Origin of the sequence: Sulfurospirillum halorespirans DSM 13726 (assembly GCF_001723605.1) — a bacterium.
GTDB classification, from domain to species: Bacteria; Campylobacterota; Campylobacteria; order Campylobacterales; family Sulfurospirillaceae; genus Sulfurospirillum; species Sulfurospirillum halorespirans.
In genome coordinates this window covers 1135942-1152452 of sequence record NZ_CP017111.1, presented here as the reverse complement: position 1 = coordinate 1152452, position 16511 = coordinate 1135942, and the positions used below count along the sequence as shown (strand labels likewise).

The window sequence follows — 16511 nt, the reverse complement described above, 5'->3', positions numbered from 1 at the left end:
AGCTAGATGGTCTCCCATCTAGCTTCTTCTTCTCTACTTCACTAACGCATACTCCAACACTTCTTCCACACGAGATACTGGGATGATTTTCATCTTCTCTTTGACTTCATCAGGAATCTCATCGAGATCTCTCTCATAGTTTTTCTTAGGAATGAGTGCAGTTTTAATCTTCGCTTTATACGCTGCTATCAGTTTTTCTTTCAATCCCCCAATTGGCAATACTTTTCCTGTTAAGGTCAATTCACCCGTCATAGCAAGATCACTTTTTACTTTTTTATTACTCAAAATCGAAGCAATCGCCGTTGCCATCGTCACACCCGCACTTGGACCATCTTTAGGAGTAGCGCCCTCAGGTACGTGAATGTGCAGATCAAAACGTCTGTAAACATCGCTAGGTTCTACCTGTTTGGCATTCTCTTCTTTATCCATTCCTGTGGTGGGAATGATGGAAAGTGGTACATCAATCTTGCCGTTATCGATCAAAACTTTGACCACACTCAGAGCAATTTTGGCAGACTCTTTCATCACATCACCGAGTGAACCTGTGATCTGAATGCCACCCTTACCTTGAATACGAATCGCTTCCACTTTGAGCACATCGCCACCGACACTCGTCCACGCAAGCCCATTGACGATGCCAACACTGTTCTCTTTATCGACCTCGTCGATTTCAAAGACGGTTTTTGGCAGGTAATCTTTTAAATTGCTGTTGGTAATGCTCACTTTATCAATTGCTGGATTTGTCAAAAGCTGTTTGGCTACTTTTCGCAAAATATCGGCAATTCTTCGACGTAAATTTCTAACGCCTGATTCACGGGTATAGTTCGCGATAATGAGCTGCAACGTAGGCTTAGAGATATTAATCTCATTGTTTTTTAAACCATGTTTTTTAAGCTCTTGGGGAATGAGGTATTTTTTAGCGATCTCATACTTCTCTTGTGGCGTATAGGAATTGACAAAAATAAACTCCATACGATCGCGAAGCGGTGCTGGGATCGAGCCTACTTCATTGGCTGTCGCGATGAAAATCACTTTGCTAAGATCAATGTTGAAGTTGAGATAATAGTCTCTAAACTTGTTATTTTGCTCAGGGTCAAGCACTTCTAAAAGCACTGCCGTTGGATCGCCTCTGAAGCTTCGTGCGACCTTGTCGATCTCATCTAAAACAACCACAGGGTTCATCTCTTCGGCCTCGATGATACCTTGCACAATGCGCCCGGGCATCGCACCAATGTAGGTACGTCTGTGACCTCTTAGCTCATTGACATCTTCGAGTCCACCCAGTGCAATACGCACTAATTTGCGTTTCAAAGCCTTGGCTATCGAGTTTGCTAAAGAAGTCTTACCCACACCTGGAGGGCCTGCAAAACATAAGATTGCCCCATTGGCATTTTTTTCAGCAATGCCACGTTTTGCGAGCAATTCACGCACGGCAAAAAACTCTTCGATGCGCTCTTTGGGTTTTTCAAGCGAATAATGGTCTTTATCGAGTTGTGATTTAACCTCTAAGACGTCAAGATTTTTCTTAGCTGCTTTGCCAAACGGAATCTCAATGACCCAGTCAAGATAGCTTTGAATGAGATTAGCATCCGCAGAATCTGGGTGCATGCGCGAAAGTTTATCGATCTGTTTTTTGATCTCTTTGTACGCATCCTCTTCCATGTACTCTTTTTTCGCTTCGAGCTTTTTACGGTACTCTTCGATCTCTTCTTCGCGTTGGTTGTCCGTTCCTAGCTCTTTTTGAATCTGCTTCAGTTGCTCTTTTAAAAAATACTCTTTATTCACTTTTTCAATCTGTGAATGCACTTTTGTTTTGATCTCTTTTTTAAGACGACTTGACTCAATCTCTTCGATCACATAATCAATCAGTTGGAGAAGTCTTGTCTCATCATCTTCTTCGACAAAAAGCTTATAGGCTTGCTCTTTTTTGAGTTTCATGCTACTCGCGACAAGATCGGTGATGCGGTGAATGTCGCTGTTATCTTCAATGGTTTTAATAAGATCAGGGGGAAATTGACCGCCGAGTGATCCAAGAAGAGAAACTTTTTCGCGTAAAACAGCCAAGGTTGCGTCTACTTTCATTGCTTCTGAGCGATGTGTTGGAATCAACTCTATCGTTGCGCGAAGTGGCGTGCTCGTGAGCTCTTTTAAAATTCTTCCTTTTTGCATTCCTTGAAAAAGAATCTTAACGCGTCCATCAGGAAGGTCAACCTTACGCATGATAGAACCGATAACACCTGCTGGGTAAATAGCATTAAAATCGCGTCCGTGTTCACTGCCAACTTTGGCGGTACAGACCATGACTAACGAGTTGTGATCCAGAGCATCGTTCGCCGCACGAATGTTCTCTTCATCCGTTAAAAAAAGAGGGGAAATCATAAAAGGGTATAAAAATAGATTGTCTTCTACGACAATGGGTATGTCTGCAGGAAACGCGGTATAGTCGCTGAGTTTCATCGCTCAATCTCCGTTATGTGTGTTTTATAATAGTTTACATGTAAGGGCATAAGAGCTAAGCCCTTATGCGATAATTAGATTGTATAGTAAAGAAGTAAATAAAAAGTTTTAAGAACTACTGTTTTTCAAACCAAGAACGGTACCATGGTATCGCAGGTTCTATACTTTTAGCGCCACCCAATGAAGATTTGTTCAGTTTTTCTTCATACGATTTTGCAGCTTCTGGCTTGTCCACTCTCTCGTAAAGATCTTTGATGTTCGTATCTAAAAGATACTCACCCAGCTCCAAACGCACCAAAACCGTCTCCGCTAGAGGGCGAAATTTGGAATTTGGATAACGCGCAATAAAATCTTTGGTTTGCGTAATGGTGTCGATCAGCAACTGTTGATTACGATTTGGGTTTGGAAATGCTTCGTAATTTGCTTTGATTTTCATGTAACGAACATGATCCGCATTGGCTTTGCTACCATAACGTTTGAGGTACTCATCCAGATAAAAATTTGCCAAAACATACTCTTCATCTTGAATGTGCGCGTTGGCTAGCATCGTCATCGCTTCAGGTAAAAGTGGGGATTCGATATGCTCACTGGCCAATGAGGTGTAAAGCGAGTCTGCTTTTTCCAAATCTTGGTTCTTGATCTCTTTTGCGATCTCTTCATACCAATAGGTTGCTGGCATATTGAAAACCTCTTTATCTTTAGAGGCACAACCGCTCATAAAAGCCACCAATGACGCCACAATAAGAACATTTGCTATCTTCATTCACTCTATCCTTTGTGTTAAAAAAACCTATTGTATCTTCTTTTTTGTTATCTTAAAATAAAACGAGATTTTTTCGCTTTGAAGTCGATTTCTTTTGCGCCGCTTGCCTTATTTAACATACAAAATGATACAATAGATGAAATATTTGTTTTTTAAAAAGGAATAGTATGATCTTCTCTGTGAAAGCGCCGATCCCTGGATTTGAAACCATCAAAGAGGTAGAACTGGAAAAAATTGATGAGTTTTTCGTCAAATTTATCTCAAAATCCGATCCGACTACCTTTACACTTATTAACCCTTTTATGCTCCGCCCTTACGAATTTGAAATCCCCGAATACTTTAGAACCCTGCTAGAGATCAACGAAAAATCGAACATTCTTATCTTAAACATTATGATTATCGCCACACCAATCGAAACCTCAACGATTAACTTCATCGCCCCACTCGTCTTCAATGTCGACAACCAAAGCCTAGCACAAGTCGTACTAGACGCCAATCAACATCCTGATTTTGGGCTTATGGAGAGTATTTCACTGTTTTTGAATAAAGAGAAATCTGAGTAGAACGTGACGCGTTTTATGCGTTTTTGGCTTTTACATGTAAAGATATTTTAGAGGTAATGTATGAAAAACAGCTTATTTCTTTTTTATATTTTTCTTTTTTTCATTCCTTTCACTGCGTTTGCTGATACGGAAAATAATGACAACTGTACTCAAGCAGAACTTATTAGTGAAATGCACAATCAAACAGGAAGTTACAGTCGCACAGAAACAGGCACAGTCCAAAGTGGAGATGATGACTACTACTATTTCACAATTCCACAAACTGGCACATTAACTATTAATTATACATCAACAGCAAATACTGATTTACGTATTCAAGCAGGTGTTTCTTGCTTAAGTACAATTACAAGAGTTTTAAATAATGGATCCAGCTATAGTAATAGCCTCAGTATTACTGCTGGACAAACAGTCTATGTACGAATTCAAAGAAGGAATGGAACACCAAATTACAGTCTGGGACTAAGTTTTGTTCCAACACCTCCAACTCTTTCCATTGCAAATGCTTCACAAAACGAAGGCAATAGTGGAACTTCTTATATGAATTTTACAGTAACACTGTCTCAAAGTGCTACTGCAACTGTCAACTATACCACTTCAAATGGTACGGCAACGGCAGGAAGCGATTATACTGCTAAAACGGAACCATTGACGTTTACTTCAGGTGGAGTAACAACACAGACCATTTCTATCCCTATTATGGGGGATACAGCCATTGAATCAGATGAAACCTTTTACGTTACACTTTCCAACCCTTCTGGCGCGACTATAAGCACGACAACGGCAACAGGTATTATTCTAAATGATGACAATCCACCAACAATAGAATTTCAGCAAAGTCTCTATCAAACAGCAGAAGATACAAGCCTTCCTTTTAACTCTTCTAGCACAATGCTTATGACTGTTATTCTTTCTAAGGCAGTTGACGATAACATTACTGTCGAATTTGCAACACAAGATGGTACAGCGATAGGGACGACAAACAGTGGTACTGATTATATCTCACAAAGTGGAACAATAACTATTCCTGCAGGAGAGACGAGTGTCTCCCTTCCTATGTATATTATCCATGATCAACCTATTGAGATAACAGAAAATTTTTCAGTTATTCTAAAAAATCCACAACCCTCAGGCTCAATTGCGTTAGGAACCAACGCATCTGCCATTGTTCAAATACTAGAACAAACATCCGCACCTCTTTGTTACTCCGATAATTTTGATACAACACTAGATTCAAAATGGAGAACACTGTATAGTAGTGGAGGTTTTACACCTCAAATCAACCAAGGACATTTGAAATTAACCCCTGGTAAATACAAGATTTCTACGGCGGTAACAAAAGATTATGAATTTCCATCTAAAGAGAATCTCATTATAATCGAATTTAAACACTATGCTTATGGAGGATGTTTTGAAGAATCGACTCCTGCAAAAGGAATAGGAGATTATGGTGCTGATGGAATTGTTGCTGTTTTATATGACTCGTCAATAGGAGCCAGTCCAACACCTGGAGCATATGGTGGATCCATGGGGTACGCACAAAAAACTGGCATAAATGGTTTTCAAGGTGGATGGTTAGGGCTTGGATTAGATGAATTTGGAAATTTTTCTAATCCCACAGAAGGCAGGATTGGAGGACCAGGTTCTCGTATTAATGCTGCTGTCATTAGGGGTGGAGGCTCAGGAACGTCCGGATACAATTTTTTACAAGAAGCATATCCAGTTTCTCCTACAATAGCACCAATAATTGATATTACAAATCCTGATAAACTTCCAGGTGACAAATTCCAAATGACTGTTGATGCAAGAGACACGAGCCATCTTTTTATTAAACTTGAGCGTGATATTAACGATGGGAATGGTTACCAAACTATTATTAATAAATTTGATGCAAAATTAGCGATTTATAACCAATCTGCAACGCCTGATTATGTCCGCTTTGCACTCACTGCAGGAACAGGTGATGGGTGTAATGCCCATGAAATAGATGATTTGGTCGTTCGAGGAAATTGTTCCGCTTATGTTCCAACATTATCGGGTGCATTTAGGGTAACAGAGGACAGCTCTACCGCTTCGTGGTCAACAAAATGGCTCAATAATAATCTCAAAACTCAAATTGCACCACTAAACAAACGCTATTGCGTTTTAGCTGGGACAAGTGCTAATAATAGCGCATCACCTCTTAGCTCTTCTGTCACTGTTGATGTTAATTTAACAGATAACAGTGGATTTAATCAACGAGTTGCCCACAATTTAGCTATACCTGCAGCTAGTTCAATAACATGTTTTGATGTTACTACAAGTAGTGCAGCAAAGCAAATGCAGTTTATTATCAGTAACCCTAGTGATGCGTCTATGTTATCTTATTCCGATACATTTGCCATACGACCAAAATCATTTTCTATCAATATAAATGATTCTAATCCCAATAAACTATTGGCAGGTAAAAATTACACTTTGGATATTAATGCTACATCAACACTTTCTGATGGAAATGTAAGTGGGTACAATACAACACTTGGTACTGCAACATTAAATACCAGTGTATTAAAAGTTGCAAATCCTTCCATGACAACGTGCCCAGTTAATACTATTCAAACAGAATCTCTTACATTTAATGAAGGACGTTCAACATTATCGACATTTACGTATAATGATGTTATGGATATTAATTTTACTATTTCAGACGGTGATTGGACAAGTACAGATCAAGTATCTGGTGGCTGTACATTAAATAGTGATAGTACAAGTAGTACACCTGTGGGATGTCTTATCAAGGGAACAAAGCAATTTAAATTTATTCCTCATCATTTTAATTTAATAGGAACCGTATCAAATCACGATACTAATTTTACTTATCTTTCAAGTGATTTTACTATGTCAGCAGTATTAGATGTCAATATAACGGCAAAAACAGAAAATAATGCAACGACATCTAGTTATAATAGTCTATGTTATGCTAAAATAACAGACTACAATATTTCATATGATGCACTTGCTATTTCTCCTGCAAATTCGCTGACTAAAATCAATTTTTTTGAGACAAATACTCTTAAAGCAGATAGCTCACTTATTAACACAAATTTAAATATTAGTAACGTTGATAAAACTATTTTTGGAATTGATAATAATGGTACAGGGACAATGAAGATAAAACTCAATTTTGATCGGGATAATACTAAAGTAGTCAATCCTTTCAAACTAAATCTTCGCGATATTAATGTAACAGATGAGGATACTGTTACAGGAACCAAGGATATTAATCAAAGCTCTCTTTTTTACTACGGTCGCGTCTATTCCACGGATTATCGCGCTCCAAGTCCAATCGATACAACGATTCGCTATGAAGTTTATTGTAAAGATTGCAATAAGACAGCTCTTGGTGTTACAGGTACACAAAGTCCATTATCGCTCTATTGGTACCAAAATCCTTTACATGTAATCGCCGATGGAAATGTTACCGCTTTCACTTCTGCAACAACAGGATCAAAAGCAACAACTATTGCAAATGCAACCGTAAGTACCATCAATGCTGGTACGGGTATGGATAATACTCATAGGCTTACAAATACCAATGCCCCTTATACAGATATTATTCAAATGAATCCATCATCATGGTTACGTTACAATCAATACAGCAATACAGCTACCACCAATGACTTTACTGTAGAATTTACACGTGCAGGAAATTGGTCAGGTGCAGGAAATGTTGAGAGGAATGAGACTTCTCATACAACAGGAGCCTTTACAAACACGAATGATCTTAATCGTACCAACCGAAAGATGAACTGGTAAAATGAAAAAAGCGATGTCAATGATAGAACTTGTCTTTGCAATTGTCATTATGGGCATTGTGGTAATGAGCTTGCCCCTTGTTTTAACTCAAGTGCAAAATAGCAATAGCTTTGCTTTGCGTCAAGAGGTTATATTGTCTATTAGAACAAAGCTCTCTTACATCTTATCTTACCAATGGGATCAAAATACCTATGATGCAACAGCTGATATTGAACGCGTTTTAAATGTACCCACATCTGCTGATACTGACACTGATTTTAATACAAGCACTATAAGACGCAAAGGGCATGTATTAGCCGATGGTCGAAGACGACTATGGGATGATTTAAATGTTTCTACGACAAAAGCTAATTTTGGTGTAGCTAATGCAACAATACTAGAGGGTGATATTGATGATTTTGACGTAGATAGCGAAATAAAAACGGTAACAGCACTCGATGATTTTATTTTCAATGTAGAACTGAACACTACCGTTAACTATATAAAAGACACTCTTTCAAATGGAAATTATGCTTCAAGTAAGGATATAACCTTTACATTCAATCCCTCTAACAGTACAACCAATAGTACCAATATAAAAATGATCAAAGTAACAGCAACGGCCAATGGTATTGAAAAACCCATATTTATGTATGCTTTCTCATCCAATATTGGGCAAAGTAAAGTGATTAAAAAGACATGGCAATGAAGAAAAAAGCATTTACAATGATAGAGCTTGTGATGGTCATCGTTGTTTTAGGCATTGTGGCAAGCATTGGCTCGGAGATCATTCTTTCACTCTACAATAATTACTTACGTTCACGAACTATCAATCAATTAGAATCACAAACGGAGATTGTTTTAGAACAGATTGCCAAACGATTGCAGTACCGTATTAAAGATAGCACTATAGCCCGAAAAGCGGATACAAGTTTTACTGCACTTGCAAATAGTGACAATAGCTATTCTATTATCGAGTGGATTGGCTACAGCAATGAAAGCCTTTTAGATACACCTCCAGGGTGGAGTGGACTGATTGATTTGAACCATGCTAGTACCGATAAAACACCCCATACACTTAAAACTCCCGATAGCAATCTCTCTTCTACTGCTGCTACGATGAGTGCATTAACCAATAGTGCTATTGATTTAACAGCAGGGAAAGAGGCAGCGCTTATCTTTGAAACAGCTTACAATGCTACTGACTTTGGTTGGGGAAATCCAAACAATGCAGATGGTTCAGCTACCGTTAAAGTAACACGAAATACAGATGATATTTTAACCATTGATGCTGCTGATATTCCCAATGATATTTATGAGCATTATGTTTTAGCCCATTCTGCCTATGCTATCGTCCCGAGTAGTTTTAACTCAACCGATTTTAATTTAACGCTTCGTTATAACTATCAGCCATGGCTAGGTCAGAATTATGGTAGTAATGGCATAGGCAATTCTGTACTGGCAGAACATGTGAGTCTTTTTCAATTTAAACAAGATGACACCGTCATTCGCCTAAAACTCTGTTTACATGACAATAATGAAACAGGAACAGGTGATCGAATTGCCATTTGTAAAGAAAAGGTTGTGTACTGATGCGTAAAGGATTTTCTCTTCTTACCGCCATTATTTTTATGATACTCATCGCATCATTAAGCGCATTAGCACTCTCTATTTCGGCACTGAGTGTTAAACAAACCAGCGATACTTATTTGAGAGAACAAGCAGAACTTTTACTACGAAGCAGTACAGAGTATGCTTTACTGGCTATCTCAGCACATGACATTGCCACAAACGATAATTGTTTAAATACCATCAATGCGCAATACATTCCTAGCACTAGTGCTACTGCGATCTTTGACATCAATATATCCATGCACTACATCGGAACGGGATTACCCGTTGGCAATGCTAAATGTCAAAAATTCAGCGAATCTAATATTAGTACAACGGACTCCAATGTCACCGTCATCATCGACACCATTGTTTCAACCGTGACCGACAATAACATCTCCACAGAGCCCATTCGCCTTCATCGCCGTACCATCCAAAAGCCGTAAAACAAGCCCAAAATTCTCCTTTTCATTTAAGGTTTTATTTGTTATACTGACTTTATAAACCCTTGAAAGAGGGAAGGAAAAGGAGACAAGATGAACACCAGTATCGTAGGTAAACAATTTGATTTGACGGAGCCCATTAAGGCTTATGTGAATGGAGCCGTTGATGCTCTTGGCAAATACAATTTGGACATTATCTCTGTGCGTACTGTGATTTCAGCCGATGAAAAAAACGGCAAAAAAGGCTTCAATGTCGAGTTTGCGATTAACATGGCGCATAAAAACACCGTTGTCATTCAACAAAAAGACAAAGATGTCTATGCCGCGGTTGATCTCGCCATCGAGAGAGCAAAAAAAGTCTTACGTCGTCACCATGATAAAATTACCAATTACAAAGCTGAAGAACTCGTTGTTATCGAAGAGAACAGTGAAGGAAGCGACGATGAGATCGTGCCAATTCGCCTTGATAGCTACAAACCTGTCGAAGTCGAAGATGCGATGAATGAGCTCAAAGCAAGTGATAAACAATTCATCGTTTTCCATGATATGGAAGATAAATTCCGCGTGATGTATAAAAAAACCGATGGAAGATTCGGGTTGTATTAATCTTTTAGAACGCAAGAAGGCAAAACCTTCTTGCCTACGCCTCAATTCTAGCTTTTGCCTCTTTTAAAATCTCTTCATCTCCAACCATATCAAACCAAACCAATTTCTTGCCACTTTGAATACTCCCTTCCACCACATCGCCACCTTGGCGGTACGCCAAATCTAGCTCAGCGATCTCAAAGCCATCGAGTGTTTGAGAAAACTTCTCAAGCCTTTCGCTTTTAGCAAGGTTGGTGTAGAGGAAACAGTAGCCTTTTAGACCATTGCGACTCACGCGCCCACGAAGTTGATGCAAGCTGGCAAGCCCAAGACGTTCTGCGCCTACGATGACGATCGTCGAGAGATTTGGAAGTGAAATGCCCACTTCAACAACCGTGGTCGAAATGAGCAGATTTCCCTCTTCTTTGAAGGTTTTGAGGATCTCTTCTTTGTTTTTATCTTTGCCATACGTCACATAGACTTTTTCAAAGTTCTTTTCCCAAAAGCCACGCCCTTCATCGATGGACTGATAATTTACCATCTCACTCTCTTCAACGAGTGGATAAACGATGATGCATTGATGTTTTTTGGCAATTTCAGCGCGTAAATGCTCCACCAACGCTTTAAAATCTTTTTTGGCAATCACTTTGGTCGTAATATCTTTGGGAAAAGGGAGCATTTTTATGAAGGATAAATCGACCAACGAAGACTGAATCATGCTGAGCGTTCTTGGAATCGGCGTGGCAGAAAACTGCAAATAGTGCGGATGCCACGCCTGTTTTGAAACCAAAGCAGAAAGAAGTGCGCGCTGTTTCGTACCAAAACGGTGCTGTTCATCCACCATGACAAGCGCACAGGTTGGAAGTTCACGATACAACAAAGCATGTGTGCCGATGATGAAGTCAAAATCAGCCAAATTTTCTTTGCTGTCAGCCTCTTGGGTGATCAAAAGTGTCTTTACATGTAAAGGTAAAAACTTCACCGCTTCTTCAAAAAGTTGATTGGCAAGGACGGTCGTCGGCGCCATCAAAATGGCTTTTTTAGGGTAACTCATCATCACAGACGCTAAAATAACCATCGTTTTACCACAGCCTACATCACCCATGATGACGCGCTTTGCGGCATTGTCACTTAAAAAATCACGCTTGATTTCACCAATAACTTTTTGCTGATCGGCGGTCAATATAAAGGAAAGCGAAGCGATAAAAGGTGCTTCATCACCATCCAGTTTGGCACAGGAGGGAAACGTCACTTTTTTGCCTGAGAGTTTTTTCAAGTAGTTATGAATCTCGACAAATTTGAGCACTTTTAGGATGGATTCCGAGTAACCAAAGCTGCTGAACGCACTTGCCTCTTTGGCGTTTGGTCGATGCAAGCTTAAAAGTGTCTGAGCTTCGCTTACATGTAAGCCTTCGTTTAAGAGTGCTTCAAGGCTAAGAAAGCGTGTCATTAACTCTATGACGGTTTTGTTTTGAAGTGGAGTTTTGTATTTAGGAATGAGCGTGTTGATCGCTGTGACGATTTTGGGTTGCACCATCTGCAAACGCCCATTGTTATAACTGACTTTTCCGTGGATGTAACATTCATTCCCTACTTTAAACAGTGCTTTATGGTACGGTTTTGCGGCAAAAATGACCCCATCAAGATGCGCATTCCACGCCTCCACATCAAAGACGATTTGAAAGACTTTGGGGCTTTGTTTGAGTGAAATCACCTTTACATGTAAGGTGTTGATCTGTTCCAAAAGCGGTGATGGCGAGAGGGTGGTGTTTTCATACGAATGCGGCAGAAGGAGCGCTAAGTCTAAAAGCGTTCCTACCCCTATTTTTTTAAAGCGTTCTTTGTCGATCGGGTCAAGATCAAGGTTTTTCACGTTTCGTGACTACCGAAAAGCTAAGGGCTGTGATCTCATCGTGTTTTTTAATGAAGCTGTTAAGATCCTCAAGGCTCAACGCCTCAATTTTTTCTAACTGCTTTTTAGAGTGTCCCAACTCAAATCCACTGTAGTACTCAAAAAATGCACGCGAAAGGCGTTGCGAAAGGGTCTCGTTGCGAAGCGGTTCACTTCCTAGTAAAAAGCGTTTGGCTTGTGCCAATTCATCTTCGCTCACGCCCTCGTCCACAAAACGCTTGATCTCAGCGGCAACGACTTTTTTAGCCTCTTCCAAGTTCTCATTTTTCGTTTGAAGATGCCCTGTAAAACTACTGCTGGATTTGCCAATGCTGTTTCTGCTGTAACTCGAATACGCCAATCCTCGTTTCACACGCACCTCTTCCATCAAACGACTTCCAAAACCACTTTCGCCTAAAATGAAGCTCGCCACTTTCGCTTTGTACGCCTCAGGATCGCCACTTTTCATGTAGAATGGTGCTCCAAAATAGATGTACGCCTGCTCACTCTCTTTGTGAACAACAAGCTCTTTCGCGTTTTTATTGGCATCAAAGTACGCCATATCACGGCGTTTTCCATGCTTAATCTCCGAAAGGACAGGCAACAACAATTTTTTAAGTTCATCCAGTTCAATGTCGCCACCTGCGACGATAATCAGGCTCTCTAAATTAATACGCTCTTTGTAAAATGTCTCAACATCTTTGAGTTTCAGTGCTTTGATGCTTTTTACATCGCCACTGTACGCATGCGCAAACGGCGTGTTTTCAAAAATGAGTTTTTGAAGGTTAAGGTTGGCGATGTAGTCAAAATCACTCTCTTTATTGGAGAGCATTCCCAATGTTAAAAGCTTGATTTTATCGAAGCTTCCTTTGCTGAAATTGGGGCTTTTAAGGAGTTTTTGAAGCATCCCAAGCGCGTAGGGAAACTGCTCTTTAAGCGCTGAGACTTCAAATACAAGCGTTTCAATGCCTGTGTGAGCGCCCAATGAAATCGCTCGAAATTCAAGCTCTTCTGCAAATGCCGTTGCTCCCATCTCTTTGGTTCCTTCGCCTAACATGCCCGCTAAGAACTTCGCGATGCCCTCATTGGCACCATCTTCCATACTACCTGCATTTTTGACCACAAGCTGTACTGAAGTGATTGGCAGTGAGGCATCTTTTTCAAAGACCACAGGAATTTCTACACCATTTACATTGATTTGACTGACTTCTTGCGCCACTAATACTCCTTGTAACAAAATCATTATCGTAACTAAAAACATTTTTTTCATGCGAACTGCTCCAAAACCGTGTACGAGGTATCGCGTTTGGCAGGAATGGAGCCGATGTCTTTGATGAGTTTGATCATCTCGGTTTGATTCATGCGGTTCGCCGCCCCTGCAGCTTTGACCACATTTTCTTCCATCATCGTACTGCCTAGATCGTTCGCGCCAAACATAAGGGCAAGCTGACCGATGTAACTGCCTTGCGTGACCCATGAACTTTGGATATTTTTAAAATTATCCAAGTACAAACGACTCACCGCTAAAAGCCTAAGATAACGGTTCGAGGACTGCTTTTTGATCTCAGGGTGTTCTTCTTTGAGCTTCGTGTGATCGCTTTGAAAACTCCACATGATGAACGCTCTAAAACCACCTGTTTCATCTTGCAGCTCTCTGATTTTTTCCCAATGCTCAATGATCTCTTCATCGCTTTCCAACGTTCCAAACATCATCGTCGCAGTGGAACGCATACCGATTTTATGTGCGGCTCTGTGTACTCCAAGCCACTCTTCAGTCCCTAATTTTTTAGGAGCGATAATGTCACGAACACGATCACTTAAAATTTCAGCTCCTGCTCCTGGGATGCTGTAAAGCCCTTTTTTCTGAAGACGTAACAACACCTCTTGGTAGCTAATCTTCGAGATTTTAGCGATGTAATCAATCTCAATGGCTGAAAATCCATGAATCGTAATAGACGGATAATTGGTACTAATCCATTCGACCAACTCCTCATACCATTCGATTTTGAGCTTTGGATGCACACCGCCTTGGAAAAGGATCTGCGTTCCTCCGATTTCTATCAACTCTTCGATCTTTTGACCGATCTCCTCGTAAGAGAGCACATAGGCTTCATCTTCTTTATGATGGCGGTAAAATGCGCAAAATTTACAATCAACCCAACAGACATTGGTGTAGTTGATGTTGCGATCGACCACAAAGGTGGTGATATTTTCAGGATGAAGCTCCATTTTTCGCTTCAACGCCATCGCTCCTAGCGTATTGAGGTCTGCCTCACGGATCAGCTTTAACGCCTCTTCATTACTCATTCGTTTCATTCAAAACCCTTTTTTACAAACAAAACAGATAAAAAGCTTGAGAGTGGAACCACACTTAAGCCCACAAAAAATGCCACTGCGTCCAACGTATCGTGGCGAATTAAAAAAAGTACTGCTAAAAACAGCACGCCATACGAGAAGATACGATACAGCGAAAGTGCACTTTTATAGCTTAAAGCGAGATTGTGAAAACTCTGTTTAAAGCCTACTTTAGCGACGCTTGGTGCAACGCTCTCTTGCTCATCATCATCCTCTTCTTTATCGTCTTCATAGAATTTATCAAATTTATCATCAGGAATCAGTCCTGCATCGACACGACGTGTTACAAACGTATGGTACGAGCGAAACGATGCCAATGTGATCAGTAGTGAGCATACAAACGCCATTTGCGTGTTTAAAAGCCAATCGCCGCCTTGAAATAAGGAGAGAAGAACGACCAAAACATCGCCGAAAAGGTAAAAGCGCACAAGCCTACTTGTCGTCGTCATCTTCATCATCGTCTTTAGGTTGTTGGTATTTTTTATAGCGCACAGCATCTTTGAGTTCATCCAGTGACGCCACATTTTTTTTATACGCTTTATAGACATTGAGGATCGCGCCACCAATACCCCATGAAACGCCGACCCATAAAAGCCACGGTGTGTTGAACCAATTGCTCATGAGCATTCCCACACCAATACCGATGAGCACAGCTACCACAATGGAAATACCCAAAGAGAGCTGTTCCGCCCCTTCGATCAGTTTGCCGTATTTTGGTTTTTTCTCTTCGCTCATGCAATCTCTTCAAAAACTTTAATCGCTGCTTCAATGGTCTCTTCGATCATCGCATCGCTCATGGCATCGGAAATAAAGCCTGTTTCAAACTGCGAGCAGGCAAAGTAAAAACCCTCTCTCAGCATACCTTGATGAAAGGCGGCAAAACACTGCGTATTGCTCTTCAGCGCATCGTCAAAATTTTTCACAGGTTTATCGTTAAAGAAGAAGCCAAACATCGAACCAATGGCATTCACTTGAAGCGTAATCCCCGATACTTCTGCCGCATCTTTGAGCCCTTCAACAAGCCTTTTTGCTTTCTTTTCCAATCTTACATGTAAGGTTTCATCTTTGAATATTTGCTCCAAAGAAGCCAGTCCTGCCGCCATCGCCACAGGATTGCCACTGAGTGTACCTGCTTGGTACACAGGACCATCAGGGGAGAGGTTATCCATAATTTCAGCGCGTCCACCAAAGGCACCCACAGGCATACCGCCACCGATGACTTTTCCAAACGTCACTAAGTCTGGCACGGTTTCATAAATGCCTTGCGCCCCTTTAAGGCTTGCTCTAAATCCGCTCATAACCTCATCAAAAATAAGCAAAGCTCCGTGTTTGTCACATAGCGTTCTGAGCTCTTGCAAAAATTTTGGATCGGCAGGGACAAAACCCATATTGCCCGCAATCGGCTCGATGATGATACACGCGATATTTTTAGAGTTTTTAAAACACTCTTTAACACTTTTGATGTCATTGTATTTGGCAAGTAACGTATGCTTCGTAAGATCCGCAGGCACACCTGGAGAACTAGGACATCCAAAGGTCACGGCACCACTTCCTGCTTGGACTAAAAGCGAGTCGCTGTGTCCATGGTAACACCCTTCAAATTTGATAATGTCATCTTTACATGTAAAGCCTCGCGCAAGACGAATCGCACTCATAACCGCCTCAGTTCCACTGCTCACAAAACGGACTTTGTCCATCTCAGGAAAGAGCGAACAGATAAGGCTTGCAAGCTTGGTTTCGGCTTTGGTTGGAGCGCCAAAGCTCAGTCCTTTTTTCACTGCTTTGATGACCGCTTTTTCGATGGTTTTATTGGCATGTCCAAAGATCAATGGACCCCAACTTTGAACGTAATCGACATAGCGATTATTGTCCAGATCGATCAGATAAGCGCCCTCGCCTTTTTTGATAAACAACGGTGTTCCACCCACACTTTTAAACGCTCGTACAGGAGAATCAACACCACCAGGGATCACATTTTGAGCTTTTTCATACGCTTTAATGCTTTTATCATAGTGCATTGTTATACATCCTTAATTCATTTTTTATTATTTTACTGAAAGTTTTTAAACAAA

The 16511-nt window shown here is 40.5% G+C and carries 14 protein-coding genes; 6 read left to right on the top strand and 8 right to left on the bottom strand.

All coding sequences use genetic code 11. From position 1 onward, the window contains the following. Nucleotides 1-33 precede the first annotated feature (33 nt). Nucleotides 34-2457, bottom strand: coding sequence for an endopeptidase La (gene lon / locus SHALO_RS05635; RefSeq protein WP_069477736.1), 2424 nt, complete (start codon nt 2455-2457; stop codon nt 34-36). A gap of 115 nt (nt 2458-2572) precedes the next feature. Next, nucleotides 2573-3220, bottom strand: a complete 648-nt coding sequence (locus SHALO_RS05630; protein WP_069477735.1) for an outer membrane protein assembly factor BamD — start codon at nt 3218-3220, stop codon at nt 2573-2575. Nucleotides 3221-3387: 167 nt separating this feature from the next. On the opposite strand from SHALO_RS05630, the gene fliW reads away from it, so the two are divergent. From fliW to hpf, 6 genes are all read left to right on the top strand, one after another. Beyond that, nucleotides 3388-3783, top strand: coding sequence for a flagellar assembly protein FliW (gene fliW / locus SHALO_RS05625; RefSeq protein ID WP_025344250.1), 396 nt, complete (start codon nt 3388-3390; stop codon nt 3781-3783). Nucleotides 3784-3843: 60 nt separating this feature from the next. Then, nucleotides 3844-7575, top strand: a complete 3732-nt coding sequence (locus SHALO_RS05620; RefSeq protein ID WP_069477734.1) for a Calx-beta domain-containing protein — start codon at nt 3844-3846, stop codon at nt 7573-7575. Nucleotide 7576: 1 nt separating this feature from the next. Further along, a complete protein-coding gene (locus tag SHALO_RS05615) occupies nt 7577-8263 on the top strand; it encodes a type II secretion system protein (RefSeq protein ID WP_069477733.1) in 687 nt (228 codons plus the stop codon). Further along, the gene (locus SHALO_RS05610; protein ID WP_069477732.1) at nt 8260-9147 is read left to right on the top strand and encodes a type II secretion system protein; all 888 of its coding nucleotides are present in this window, start codon (nt 8260-8262) and stop codon (nt 9145-9147) included. The genes SHALO_RS05615 and SHALO_RS05610 overlap by 4 nt, the downstream gene beginning before the upstream one ends. Next, a complete protein-coding gene (locus tag SHALO_RS05605; RefSeq protein WP_069477731.1) occupies nt 9147-9611 on the top strand; it encodes a hypothetical protein in 465 nt (154 codons plus the stop codon). Before SHALO_RS05610 ends, SHALO_RS05605 begins: the two co-directional genes overlap by 1 nt. A gap of 90 nt (nt 9612-9701) precedes the next feature. Next, nucleotides 9702-10214: a ribosome hibernation-promoting factor, HPF/YfiA family gene (gene hpf, locus SHALO_RS05600; protein ID WP_069477730.1), complete on the top strand. Its 513-nt coding sequence runs from the start codon at nt 9702-9704 to the stop codon at nt 10212-10214. 34 nt (nt 10215-10248) lie between these two features. On the opposite strand, the gene recG is transcribed toward hpf, so the two are convergent. The 6 genes from recG to hemL are packed head-to-tail and all read right to left on the bottom strand — an operon-like array spanning nt 10249 to nt 16457. Next, on the bottom strand, nt 10249-12066 hold the full coding sequence (gene recG / locus SHALO_RS05595; protein ID WP_069477729.1) for an ATP-dependent DNA helicase RecG: 1818 nt from the start codon (nt 12064-12066) through the stop codon (nt 10249-10251). Next, the gene (locus SHALO_RS05590; protein ID WP_238585297.1) at nt 12053-13303 is read right to left on the bottom strand and encodes a M16 family metallopeptidase; all 1251 of its coding nucleotides are present in this window, start codon (nt 13301-13303) and stop codon (nt 12053-12055) included. Before SHALO_RS05590 ends, recG begins: the two co-directional genes overlap by 14 nt. Nucleotides 13304-13350: 47 nt before the next feature. Further along, nucleotides 13351-14400: a dehypoxanthine futalosine cyclase gene (locus SHALO_RS05585; protein ID WP_069477727.1), complete on the bottom strand. Its 1050-nt coding sequence runs from the start codon at nt 14398-14400 to the stop codon at nt 13351-13353. Further along, on the bottom strand, nt 14397-14888 hold the full coding sequence (locus tag SHALO_RS05580; protein WP_238585296.1) for a hypothetical protein: 492 nt from the start codon (nt 14886-14888) through the stop codon (nt 14397-14399). The genes SHALO_RS05585 and SHALO_RS05580 overlap by 4 nt, the downstream gene beginning before the upstream one ends. Next, nucleotides 14872-15174 (bottom strand): AtpZ/AtpI family protein, encoded by a 303-nt coding sequence (locus tag SHALO_RS05575; protein ID WP_069477725.1) that lies wholly within the window; start codon nt 15172-15174, stop codon nt 14872-14874. The genes SHALO_RS05580 and SHALO_RS05575 overlap by 17 nt, the downstream gene beginning before the upstream one ends. Beyond that, nucleotides 15171-16457: a glutamate-1-semialdehyde 2,1-aminomutase gene (gene hemL, locus SHALO_RS05570; RefSeq protein ID WP_069477724.1), complete on the bottom strand. Its 1287-nt coding sequence runs from the start codon at nt 16455-16457 to the stop codon at nt 15171-15173. Before hemL ends, SHALO_RS05575 begins: the two co-directional genes overlap by 4 nt. Between the last annotated feature and the right edge of the window lie 54 nt (nt 16458-16511).

Excerpts from the sequence above, each read along its gene's own strand:
- hpf (WP_069477730.1), top strand. The coding sequence starts at position 9,702 with ATGAACACCAGTATCGTAGGTAAACAATTTGATTTGACGGAGCCCATT.
- fliW (WP_025344250.1), top strand. The coding sequence starts at position 3,388 with ATGATCTTCTCTGTGAAAGCGCCGATCCCTGGATTTGAAACCATCAAA.
- lon (WP_069477736.1), bottom strand. The coding sequence starts at position 2,457 with ATGAAACTCAGCGACTATACCGCGTTTCCTGCAGACATACCCATTGTC.
- hemL (WP_069477724.1), bottom strand. The coding sequence starts at position 16,457 with ATGCACTATGATAAAAGCATTAAAGCGTATGAAAAAGCTCAAAATGTG.
- SHALO_RS05585 (WP_069477727.1), bottom strand. The coding sequence starts at position 14,400 with ATGAAACGAATGAGTAATGAAGAGGCGTTAAAGCTGATCCGTGAGGCA.
- SHALO_RS05615 (WP_069477733.1), top strand. The coding sequence starts at position 7,577 with ATGAAAAAAGCGATGTCAATGATAGAACTTGTCTTTGCAATTGTCATT.
- SHALO_RS05630 (WP_069477735.1), bottom strand. The coding sequence starts at position 3,220 with ATGAAGATAGCAAATGTTCTTATTGTGGCGTCATTGGTGGCTTTTATG.
- SHALO_RS05575 (WP_069477725.1), bottom strand. The coding sequence starts at position 15,174 with ATGAGCGAAGAGAAAAAACCAAAATACGGCAAACTGATCGAAGGGGCG.
- SHALO_RS05610 (WP_069477732.1), top strand. The coding sequence starts at position 8,260 with ATGAAGAAAAAAGCATTTACAATGATAGAGCTTGTGATGGTCATCGTT.
- SHALO_RS05580 (WP_238585296.1), bottom strand. The coding sequence starts at position 14,888 with ATGACGACGACAAGTAGGCTTGTGCGCTTTTACCTTTTCGGCGATGTT.
- SHALO_RS05620 (WP_069477734.1), top strand. The coding sequence starts at position 3,844 with ATGAAAAACAGCTTATTTCTTTTTTATATTTTTCTTTTTTTCATTCCT.
- SHALO_RS05605 (WP_069477731.1), top strand. The coding sequence starts at position 9,147 with ATGCGTAAAGGATTTTCTCTTCTTACCGCCATTATTTTTATGATACTC.